This is a genomic window from Marseilla massiliensis (assembly GCF_016899855.1).
Classification (GTDB): domain Bacteria; phylum Bacteroidota; class Bacteroidia; order Bacteroidales; family Bacteroidaceae; genus Prevotella.
The window spans coordinates 1-239 of the sequence record NZ_JACJJG010000298.1; the positions used below are offsets into that span (position 1 = coordinate 1).

General features: G+C 48.1%; 1 protein-coding gene. It reads right to left on the reverse strand.

All coding sequences use genetic code 11. The features are described from left to right. The coding region (locus H6A34_RS14820; protein WP_239480913.1) for a transposase at window positions 1-239 on the reverse strand (239 nt) is incomplete at both ends.

Genomic DNA, 239 nt, shown 5'->3' on the forward strand with positions numbered 1-239 from the left:
TTGAGTTCGTCGTTGACGGTTTCAATGAGCGCCCTTTTCCGCAGCAGGATTTTGTCGTGCAGGTCCATGAGCGAGTTCTTCATGTTCTTCTTGAGTTTGGTCACAAGGTGTATGTCGTCAATGAAGAGACTTTCAAAAAGCTCCTGGCTTATGTAGCCTCTATCGGCAAAAATCTTGCCGAAAAGCCTTTGCGTAAAGTTCTTGTCCTTCAATGGCTCACGGTCGTCCACGTTCCCGGG